This window comes from Streptomyces toyocaensis, from assembly GCF_000725125.1.
Taxonomy (GTDB): domain Bacteria; phylum Actinomycetota; class Actinomycetes; order Streptomycetales; family Streptomycetaceae; genus Streptomyces; species Streptomyces toyocaensis.
In genome coordinates, this window is sequence record NZ_JFCB01000011.1 from 179280 (window position 1) to 189297 (window position 10018).

The 10018-nt window shown below is 72.6% G+C and carries 9 protein-coding genes; 3 read left to right on the forward strand and 6 right to left on the reverse strand.

The window, feature by feature from the left end; translation table 11 throughout:
- The first annotated feature begins 8 nt into the window (after positions 1-8).
- Positions 9-2048, forward strand: coding sequence for an ATP-dependent zinc metalloprotease FtsH (gene ftsH, locus BU52_RS14965; RefSeq protein ID WP_037933817.1), 2040 nt, complete (start codon positions 9-11; stop codon positions 2046-2048).
- Between the two features lie 140 nt (positions 2049-2188).
- Complete coding sequence (folE, locus tag BU52_RS14970) at positions 2189-2794, forward strand: GTP cyclohydrolase I FolE (protein WP_037933823.1); 606 nt, start codon at positions 2189-2191, stop codon at positions 2792-2794.
- Positions 2795-2807: 13 nt separating this feature from the next.
- Here the strand turns inward: folE and BU52_RS14975 are convergent, their stop codons facing one another.
- From BU52_RS14975 to BU52_RS15000, 6 genes are all read right to left on the reverse strand, one after another.
- Positions 2808-3296, reverse strand: coding sequence for a DUF3180 domain-containing protein (locus BU52_RS14975; RefSeq protein WP_037933827.1), 489 nt, complete (start codon positions 3294-3296; stop codon positions 2808-2810).
- Positions 3297-3356: 60 nt separating this feature from the next.
- The gene (folK, locus tag BU52_RS14980; RefSeq protein ID WP_037933829.1) at positions 3357-3968 is read right to left on the reverse strand and encodes a 2-amino-4-hydroxy-6-hydroxymethyldihydropteridine diphosphokinase; all 612 of its coding nucleotides are present in this window, start codon (positions 3966-3968) and stop codon (positions 3357-3359) included.
- Positions 3965-4324, reverse strand: a complete 360-nt coding sequence (gene folB, locus BU52_RS14985) for a dihydroneopterin aldolase (RefSeq protein WP_037933831.1) — start codon at positions 4322-4324, stop codon at positions 3965-3967. The genes folK and folB overlap by 4 nt, the downstream gene beginning before the upstream one ends.
- 237 nt (positions 4325-4561) lie before the next feature.
- Positions 4562-5065 (reverse strand): nuclear transport factor 2 family protein, encoded by a 504-nt coding sequence (locus BU52_RS14990; RefSeq protein ID WP_037933834.1) that lies wholly within the window; start codon positions 5063-5065, stop codon positions 4562-4564.
- Positions 5062-5976: a dihydropteroate synthase gene (gene folP / locus BU52_RS14995; protein WP_037933836.1), complete on the reverse strand. Its 915-nt coding sequence runs from the start codon at positions 5974-5976 to the stop codon at positions 5062-5064. The genes BU52_RS14990 and folP overlap by 4 nt, the downstream gene beginning before the upstream one ends.
- A 110-nt stretch (positions 5977-6086) precedes the next feature.
- Complete coding sequence (locus tag BU52_RS15000) at positions 6087-7967, reverse strand: phosphatidylglycerol lysyltransferase domain-containing protein (RefSeq protein WP_078903245.1); 1881 nt, start codon at positions 7965-7967, stop codon at positions 6087-6089.
- 355 nt (positions 7968-8322) lie between these two features.
- Here BU52_RS15000 and BU52_RS15005 point away from each other — a divergent pair, with 355 nt between their 5' ends.
- Positions 8323-9594, forward strand: coding sequence for a hypothetical protein (locus tag BU52_RS15005; RefSeq protein ID WP_235216338.1), 1272 nt, complete (start codon positions 8323-8325; stop codon positions 9592-9594).
- Positions 9595-10018 lie beyond the last annotated feature (424 nt).

Sequence of the window (10018 nt, forward strand, 5' to 3'; positions counted from 1 at the left end):
CCGTATGGATGGACGTGAAGCGATACTTCCGTGGGCCGGTCATGTGGATCGTGCTGGCCGTCCTTGCCGTGGTCGTGTTGATGCAGGTCGTCGGCTCGTCCGGCGGCTACAAGACGGTGGACACGGGCCAGGTCGTCCAGGCGATCAATGAGAACAAGGTCGAACAGGCCAAGCTGACCACCGGCGACGAGCAGACCATCAAGGTCCAGCTCAAGGACGGCCAGAAGGTCGAGGGCAGCTCGAAGATCCAGGCGAGCTACATCGGCGACCAGGGCGTCACCATCGCCGGCACGCTGCAGGACAAGTTCCAGAACAAGCAGATCCCGGACGGCTACACGGTCTCGCCGTCCAAGCAGAACCCGTTCGTGAGCATTCTGCTGTCGCTGCTGCCGTTCGTCCTCATCGTGGTCGTCTTCCTGTTCCTGATGAATCAGATGCAGGGCGGCGGCTCCCGCGTCATGAACTTCGGCAAGTCCAAGGCGAAGCTCATCACCAAGGACACCCCGAAGACGACGTTCGCCGACGTCGCGGGCTCCGAGGAGGCCGTCGAGGAGCTCCACGAGATCAAGGAGTTCCTGCAGGAGCCGGCGAAGTTCCAGGCCGTCGGCGCCAAGATCCCCAAGGGTGTGCTGCTGTACGGCCCGCCCGGTACGGGCAAGACCCTGCTCGCGCGTGCCGTCGCGGGCGAGGCCGGTGTGCCGTTCTACTCGATCTCGGGTTCCGACTTCGTCGAGATGTTCGTCGGTGTCGGTGCCTCCCGGGTCCGTGACCTGTTCGAGCAGGCCAAGGCCAACGCTCCCGCGATCGTCTTCGTCGACGAGATCGACGCGGTCGGCCGCCACCGCGGCGCCGGCCTCGGCGGCGGTCACGACGAGCGCGAGCAGACCCTGAACCAGCTCCTCGTCGAGATGGACGGCTTCGACGTCAAGGGCGGCGTGATCCTCATCGCCGCGACGAACCGGCCCGACATCCTCGACCCGGCCCTTCTGCGGCCCGGCCGCTTCGACCGCCAGATCGCGGTCGACCGTCCGGACATGCAGGGCCGGCTGGAGATCCTCAAGGTCCACCAGAAGGGCAAGCCGGTCGCCCCGGACGTCGACCTGTCGGCCGTCGCCCGCCGCACCCCCGGCATGACCGGTGCGGACCTGGCCAACGTGCTGAACGAGGCCGCGCTGCTGACCGCGCGCAGCGATCAGAAGCTGATCGACAACCACATGCTGGACGAGGCGATCGACCGTGTGGTGGCGGGCCCGCAGAAGCGGACCCGGATCATGTCGGACAAGGAGAAGAAGATCACCGCGTACCACGAGGGCGGTCACGCCCTGGTCGCGGCGGCCTCACCGAACTCCGACCCGGTCCACAAGATCACCATCCTGTCGAGAGGCCGTGCTCTCGGCTACACCATGGTCCTGCCGGACGAGGACAAGTACTCCACCACGCGCAACGAGATGCTGGACCAGCTGGCCTACATGCTGGGCGGCCGCGCGGCGGAGGAGCTCGTCTTCCACGACCCGACCACCGGTGCCGCCAACGACATCGAGAAGGCCACCGGTCTGGCCCGCGCGATGGTCACGCAGTACGGCATGACCGAGCGGCTCGGCGCCATCAAGTTCGGCGGTGACAACACCGAGCCGTTCCTCGGCCGTGAGATGGCTCACCAGCGGGACTACTCGGAAGAGGTCGCCGCGCTGGTCGACGAAGAGGTCAAGAAGCTCATCGAGACCGCGCACAACGAGGCGTGGGAGATCCTGGTCGAGAACCGCGACGTCCTCGACAACCTGGTCCTGGCCCTCCTGGAGCGGGAGACGCTGGGCAAGGAGGAGATCGCCGAGGTCTTCGCGCCGATCGTCAAGCGCCCGCCCAGGCCCGCCTGGACCGGCTCCTCGCGCCGTACGCCGTCCACCCGCCCGCCGGTCCTCTCCCCCAAGGAGCTGGCCCTGACGAACGGGGCGAACGGCGCGGCGCCGGCCATCACCACCGCCAAGAGCACCGCGACGGAGCCCGCCCCGGCGCCCGAGCGGACCCCGGAGGAGCGACCCGAGGCCTGATTCGAGGCCTCACGGCGCCCCACCGGGCCCGGAATGGATGCCGCGCCCCCCTGGTTCTAGCCTGGGGGGCGCGGCATTTCGCCCACCCGCAGTGGAGACGCGTGCCCCTCACGCGTGAAGGCACAGGAACGAGGCACCTCATGACCGACCCCGTGACGCTGGACGGCATAGCCCCCGTCGGCGAGTTCGACGAGCAGCGGGCCAGGAACGCCGTGCGTGAACTGCTGATCGCGGTCGGCGAGGACCCGGACCGGGAGGGGCTGCTGGAGACTCCGGCACGAGTGGCGCGGGCGTACCGGGAGATCTTCGCGGGGCTGTGGCAGAAGCCCGAGGACGTGCTGACGACGACGTTCGACATCGGCCACGACGAGATGGTGCTGGTCAAGGACATCGAGGTGTACTCGACCTGCGAGCACCACCTGGTGCCGTTCCGCGGCGTGGCGCACGTCGGGTACATCCCGTCCACCAGCGGCAAGATCACCGGACTGTCCAAGCTGGCCCGGCTCGTGGACGTCTACGCCCGCCGCCCGCAGGTTCAGGAACGACTCACCACGCAGATCGCCGACTCCCTGATGGAGATCCTGGAGCCGCGCGGAGTGATCGTGGTCGTGGAGTGCGAGCACATGTGCATGTCCATGCGCGGCATCCGCAAGCCAGGCGCCAAGACCATCACCTCGGCCGTGCGCGGCCAGCTGCGCGACGCGGCGACGCGCAACGAGGCGATGAGCCTCATCATGGCCCGCTGACGCGGGCGCGCCTTCAGGTCGTGGGAGCCGTGCCCTGGCCGTTGCCGTCCTCGTCCTCCGGGAGCTTGCAGACGCGCTCCAGGAAGATGGCCGCCGCTATGACGCCGATGCCCGCCAGGACCGAGAAACCGGCGTAGATGGCCTGGTCGCGGCGGGCGGGAATGTCCAGGGACTCCAGCAGGAAGACGCCCGTCCCGCCGTACATGCCGGCGACCAGGGCCGCGACGAGGGCGCTGGCCTGGCCGAACACCACCGCGCGGGCCGCCATCAACGGGTCGACCCCCTTCGCGTCCGGCTGCCGCTCCCGCTGGGCCTTCAGGCGGGCGCGCAGGGAGAAGGCGGTGGCCGCGAGGACCACCGCGATCAGGGCGAGGACGATGGGCGCGGCCACGGGCACGCTCGGCAGGGTCCCCACGGAGTTCCACAGGCGGGCGCCGGCCCAGGACAGGATGCCGGCCACGACGAAGACGCCGGCCAGCACCCTGATGCGCAACTCTTTCACGGTGTCCCTTCGCGTTCCCCGGACCGGTGCCCCGGCAAGTGGTCGTCTCGACCTTAACGGCTATTCGGGCAGCCGGAGTTCCAGGTCCGCGCGGGGCGTGACGCCGTCCCGGGTGACCGCGCCGAGGAGGTCGGCGACCGGGCCGTGGCCGGGGAGCTCCGCCTCGGGGTCGACGTCGTGCCAGGGGGCGAGGACGAACGCGCGCTCGTGGGCCCGCGGGTGCGGCAGTGTGAGCCGGGGGTCGTCGGAGCGGAGATCCGCGTAGGCGACGATGTCCACGTCCAGGGTGCGCGGGCCCCAGCGCTCGTCGCGGACCCGGTGGAAGGCCTCCTCCACCGCGTGCGCCCGTTCCAGCAGGGAGGACGGGGGCAGGGTGGTCCTGAGGACCGCGACCGCGTTGAAGTAGGAGGGCTGGCTGCCGGGCTCGACGCCCCACGGCTCCGTCTCGTACACGGGGGAGACGGCCTTGACCCGGATGCCCGGGGTGTCCTCCAGCGCGTCGACGGCGCCCTGGAGGGTCTCCAGGCGGTTGCCCAGGTTGGCGCCGAGGGAGACCACGGCCCGCTTCGGGTTCTGCAGGGTGGTGTCGGCGGCGTCGACCTGCTCGACCACGGAGGCGGGGACGGGCTGGACGGTCGGGTCGGTGTGGCCCGCGGTGGACGGCCTGGTCATACGCGGCTCCGGGTGATGGTGACGGTCACGTCGTCGAAGGGCACGGTGATCGGCGCGTCGGGCTTGTGGACGCACACCTCGACCTCCCGCACCACGTCGTGCTTCAGACAGACCTGGGCGATGCGCTCGGCGAGCGTCTCGATGAGGTCGACGGGCTCGCCCTGGACGACGGCCACGACCTCCTCGGCCACGATGCCGTAGTGCACCGTCTTCGTCAGGTCGTCGTCGGCCGCGGCCGGCCTGGTGTCCAGGCCGAGGACGAGGTCCACGATGAAGGTCTGGCCCTCCTCGCGTTCCTTCGGGAACACACCGTGGTGCCCGCGGGCCCTCAGGCCGCGCAGCGCGACACGATCCACGCGAATCACTCCTGCAGTCGTCGGTCCGGCCGGGCGGTGCCGCGTGCGGCGGCACACCGGCCTGCTCCCGAATCTACCCGTGGCCACCGACAGGGCCGGTGCCCCGGGGCGTCACCGCGCGCCGGTGCCGGGAGGCTTCACCCTCCGTTTGCCCTCGGGAGGGCGGGCGCTCACCGGCCGGTGGTCCCGCCGCCGTGGAACCGGCCACGTCGGCACGGGCGGCGTGCGGGGCGGGGCTCAGTCGGGGGTGTCGTCGTCCTCGGTCTCGTCCTCCTCGGCGAGGACCGGGGAGGCGTGGTGCGACCAGAGTTTCCAGCCGCCCGGGGTGCGCCGGAACACGTTGGTGGCGACGACGAGCTGGCCGACCAGCGGTCCGAGCTCCTCACCGGCCTTCGGGGCGGGGCCACCGCTGAGGATGTTCTCGGTGCAGGTCACGACCGCGGTGTCGCCGGTGACGGAGACGTGCACGTCGGTGAGGAAGAACTGGATGTAGTCGGTGTTCGCCATGATCAGCGCGTACGACCTCAGGACCTCGCCGCGTCCGGTGAGCACCGGCCAGCCGGGGTGCACGCACGAGACCACACCGCTGTCCGCGGGGTCGTGGTAGGTCTCGTCGACGCCGAGGTCGGCCGGGGTGAGCCAGAGCGAGGCGACCTCCTCGAAGTCGCCCCTCTCCAGTGCCTCGTAGAAGGCGGTGTTGGCGGCTTCGACCTGCTCGACGTCGGTGTGGGGTGCGGTCACCGGGCTCCTTCTGCGCCGTGCGCGCCGGGTGCGGAGGGGGTGGGGTGCGCCGTGCGCGCCCGTTCTATCGCGCGGGTGACCCGTACGGCGTCGGCGGTGGCGCGGACCTCGTGCACGCGGACCGCCCAGGCGCCGGCCTGCGCGGCGAGGGCGGAGACGGCGGCGGTGGCCGCGTCGCGCTCCCGGGCGGGCGGGGGCGGTGCGCCCGGGTCGGCCAGGACCCGGCCGAGGAACCGCTTGCGGGAGGCGGCGACGAGCACGGGGTGGCCGAGGCCCAGGAGGCGGTCGAGGCGGGCGAGCAGGGCCAGGTCGTGGCCGGCGTCCTTGGAGAAGCCGAGGCCGGGGTCCACGATCACGCGGTCGGGGGATATGCCGCCCTCGATGACGTCCCGCACGCGCGCGTGCAGTTCGTCGACGACCTCGGTGACCACGTCGGCGTACACCCCTCTGACGTTGCCGCCCTCCAGGAAACCGCGCCAGTGCATCACGACGAACGGGGCTCCGGCGGCGGCCACGACGGGGATCATGGCGGGGTCGGCGAGGCCGCCGCTCACGTCGTTGACGAGGGCGGCGCCCGCCTCGAGGGACCGTTCGGCGACGGAGGCGCGCATGGTGTCGACGGAGACGGTGACGCCCTCGGAGGCGAGGCCGCGCACCACGGGGATGACGCGCTTGAGCTCCTCGGCCTCGTCGACGCGGGTGGCGCCGGGCCGGGTCGACTCGCCGCCGACGTCGACCAGGTCGGCGCCCTGGGCGACCAGGTCGAGGCCGCGCTTGACGGCCGTCGTCGTGTCGAACCAGCGGCCGCCGTCGGAGAAGGAGTCGGGGGTGACGTTCACGACTCCCATGACCGCGCAGCGGTCCCAGTGAGGAAGGCCCGCGACCTCGCGGCGTCCGCTGTGGTTGCTCATATCTTCAGCGTAGGCCCAGGGGGCGACCGGGGTGCGCCCCGGCCCGGGTGGGGCGAGGCCTGATCACGACGGTGTCCCCGGGGGCCCGCAGCGGTCCGGGCGGGGGTGTGTCAGGCGGCGCGGGCGGTGCTCTCCGGCCGTACGGGGGCGACGTCCGCCGTGGTCCGGTGGACGCAGGGCCGCGGGGCGGGGGAACGGCGGCGCAGGAACCGGGGCAGAGGCAGGACGGGATTGAGGAAACCCTCCGCCTGCATTGCGGCGAAACCGATGCGCGGCAGATCGGCCGATGCGCGATAGACCACGAAACGCGGTTCCCAGCGCGGGCGGAACTTCGCGTTGAACTTGTACAGCGATTCGATCTGGAACCAGCGGGAGAGAAAGACCAGCAGCCCGCGCCAGGCCCGCAGCACCGGTCCCGCGCCGAGCTTCTCGCCGCGGGCGAGCGCCGAGCGGAACATGGCGAAGTTGAGCGAGACCCGCTCGATGCCGAACCGCGGGGCGGCCTGGAGCGCGGCCACGATCAGCAGCTCGTTCATCCCCGGGTCGGCCGCGCGGTCACGGCGCATCAGGTCCAGCGAGACACCGTCCGTGCCCCACGGGACGAAGTGCAGGACCGCCCTGAGGTCACCGTGCCCGGTGGCCCCGGCGCCGGCCTTGTGCGCCGTGGCGACGAGGCAGTCGCCGTCGGCCGGGTCGCCGACGCGGCCCAGCGCCATGGAGAAGCCGCGCTCGGTGTCGGTGCCCCGCCAGTCGTCCGCGGCGCGGCGGATCCGGTCCAGCTCGTCCCCGCCGAGGTCACGGACACGCCGTACCCGGGTCTCGTAACCGGCCCGCTCGATGCGCTTGACCATCTGGCGCACGTTGCGCATCGGGCGGCCGGCGAGCGAGAAATCCGCGACGTCCACCACCGCCTCGTCACCCAGTTCCAGCGCGTCGAGCCCGGTCTCGCGGGTCCACACCTCGCCGCCGGTCTCCGAGCAGCCCATGACGGCGGGGGTCCAGGAGTGGGCCCTGGCCTCGTCCATGAAGCGCTCGATGGCGCCGGGCCAGGCCTCGACGTCGCCGATCGGGTCACCGCTGGCGAGCATCACGCCGCTGACCACGCGGTAGGTCACCGCTGCCTTGCCGCTGGGGGAGAAGACGACGGCCTTGTCGCGGCGCAGCGCGAAGTGTCCGAGGGAGTCGCGGGCGCCGTGCCGGGCGAGCAGGGCGCGCAGCCGCGCCTCGTCGTCCTCGGTGAGCCGCGCGGCCGGGTGTTCGGGCCGGAGGGCCAGGTAGATGGTGGTGACGGCGGTGAGCAGGCCGAGCGCGCCGAGGGAGAAGGCGACCGTCCAGGAGGTGTCGCCCCGGTAGTCGACCGGGCCCTCGAAGCCGAAGAGGCCGTACAGCACGTGGGTGAGCCGGTCGGCCAGGCTCGGGTCGTCGACCAGCGGGCCGGGGTGGGCGCTGACGACGACCAGGCCGAGGAGCAGCGAACCGGCGCCCATCAGGACGAAGTTGGCCAGCGCCCGCCATCTGCCGCGCGGGTCGGGCAGGGCGGTGAACTGGTCGCGGTGGCGCAGCAGGGGCGCGAGCAGTGCGAGGGTGAGCAGGACGCCCAGGACGGAGTGGCGGTAGGTGAACTGGGCGACCGCGCCGGCCGGCAGCAGGGCGACGGCGGCTCGCCAGGCCCGGCGCTTGCCCCGCTTCAGCCCGTGCGCGAGCAGCAGCAACAGCACCCCGGCGCTGAGCGAGAGGGCGGCCGCGAACGGACCGAGCGCGCCGGGCAGTACCTCGGCGACGGCGTGCATACGGCTGTGCCGGAAGCGCGGGAAGACGCCCGCGGCGATGTCCAGCAGGCCCACCAGGGCGCAGGCCCGTCCGGCGAGGACGGGGACCGCCTCGGGACGCGGGCCGCGTGGCAGGCGGCGCGCGCCCTTCAGGGCTCCGGGGTCCCGTGGCCCGTCCGTGGGCCGCTGTCCGCCCGTGGGTCTCGGTTCCCCGCCCGGCATGTGCTCACCTGTCCTGACAGACATCTCGTTCCGTAGCTCTGCGAGAGACCGTGGATCCGGTGCCGATTCGGGCATCCGGCGACATTGCGCCCTCTAGGACGGTGGCGCCGGGGGAGAGGTTCACTCCGCGCGGGCGGTTGTTCCGGCGGGGGTGCCGCGGCGCGGACGAACGTGAAGTGGAATGCGTGTGAGACGACTTCATCGTCTCCGGGTGAGTAAATGATCTTGAGGAATTTGGGGCGCGTGCCTATTCACGCGCGGCCGGCTTCCCTGATGCCCTGTGAATCCCCGGGTATGGCTTTGTTTTTACGGGGCGGGGCACCATGATTCGCCTACGCGCGGTAAGTTTCTGGCCATGCCACGTGGACGTCACCGTCATTCCCCGCCCCTGCACAGGATGCTGCCCCCGTCGGCGATCGCAGGCGTCTCCGTCGTCTGCGCCCTGGGGCCCTGGGTGTTCACGCAACCGATGGTGCTTCGTGTCCTGGCCGCGGCCGCCGCGGTCACCGCGGTCGTCGGCGCCGTCGTCATGCGGCACTGGGACGCCCAGGCGGGTAAACGCGTCGCCGATCTCACGCGTGCGCGTGCGAGCGACGAGTGGCGTTTCGAGGAACGGGTCGCCGAACTCGAGTCCGACCTCGAGGAGTCGCGCGAACTGCGGACGAAGCTGGAGCAGCGGCTGCGCGCCAAGCGCGCGGAGCTGGCCGGGCTGCGCAACGAGCACGCGTCGCTGCTGCGGCGGTACGCGGCGGCGGAGGTCGAGCGGGCGAGCGTCCTGGAGGAGCGCCGGGTCCTCGAGATAGAGGCGGCGGTCCCGGCCCGCGCGCTGCCGGCGGGGCCGTCGGCGGCGTCGGCGGCGTCCGTGAAGCCGGAGTCGGTGGAGCCGGAGTCGGTGGAGGCGGTGGCGGAGGACGGGACCGGCGCCGGGGAGGCGGAGGTGGTGGCCCCCGCCGTCTTCTCGCCGGAGGGGTCCAAGCTGTTCCTGCGGGCCGCCGCGGCGCTGTCGCGGCTCGTCCGGGACGCCGGCGAGGAGGCCGGGGGGACGGAGACCGCCGACGCCGCCGGGACGGACGCCGGCGCCCGGCCCGCCGGCGACGCGCCGCAGACCGCGGCCGCCCCGAAGCGGAACGACCTCCCGAAGGGTGACGGCACCCCCGAGGACGACGGTCCCGAGCCCACCGGGAAGCCCAAGCCGGAGCCCGCGCAGGAGGACGAGGCCGAGGGGCAGCCCGAGGCGGCCGGCGATCACGAGCGCACGGCCGCCTCCACCGCACCGGCCGCCCCTCCGGCCCAGCCCGTGCGGCAGACCTCCGGACACTTCACCGTGCCGACCGCGGTCGCGGTCGTGCCATCGGCGGCGCCCGTACGGCGTCCCGTGTCCGGGGGCGGGTTCGACTTCTTCGGGACGAAGAAGGACACGGAGGGGACGGCCCTGGACGCCGTGCAGAACGAGGACCTCGCCGATGTCGTCGGCCAGGAGGCGCTGGCGCTGCACAAGGCCGAGGCCGAGGCGCGGTACAAGCCGGCCGACGAGGCGGCGCGCGGGGTCGGCCAGGTCATCGACCTGACGGAGCACGACGAGACCGAGCACATCGACGTCCAGGGCCTGCGCAGCGCGGCGTCCTGACCCGCCGCCCACCCCGACGGGGCCCGCGCACATCGCGCGCGGGCCCCGTCGCCGTTCCTGGTGCGAGGGGCGCGGGCCGGGGTCGCCCCGGGCTTCTGGGCGTGACCCCTCGGCGGCCACGCGCGGCTGCCGCCCTCCCGGCGCCTGGGCGCGAACGGGCCGTGGCGCCGACCGGCGCGGGGCCGGCCCGTTGGTGCGGGATCCCCGTGCGGGCCCGCGCCCTGTGAGGGCCCTTCTCCCAGGGTGCGGGCGGGGTGCCGGTGGGGCTGGGGGGAGGCGGGAACGGGCTGTTTGCGTGGTCGGGGCGGGACCGGGGTCCGTTTGTGCGGGATCCCCGCGTGGGCGGGGTGCCCGTGGGGTGGGGGAGGCGGGAACGGGCTGTTTGCGTGGTCGGGGCGGGACCGGGGTCCGTTTGGTGGCGGGA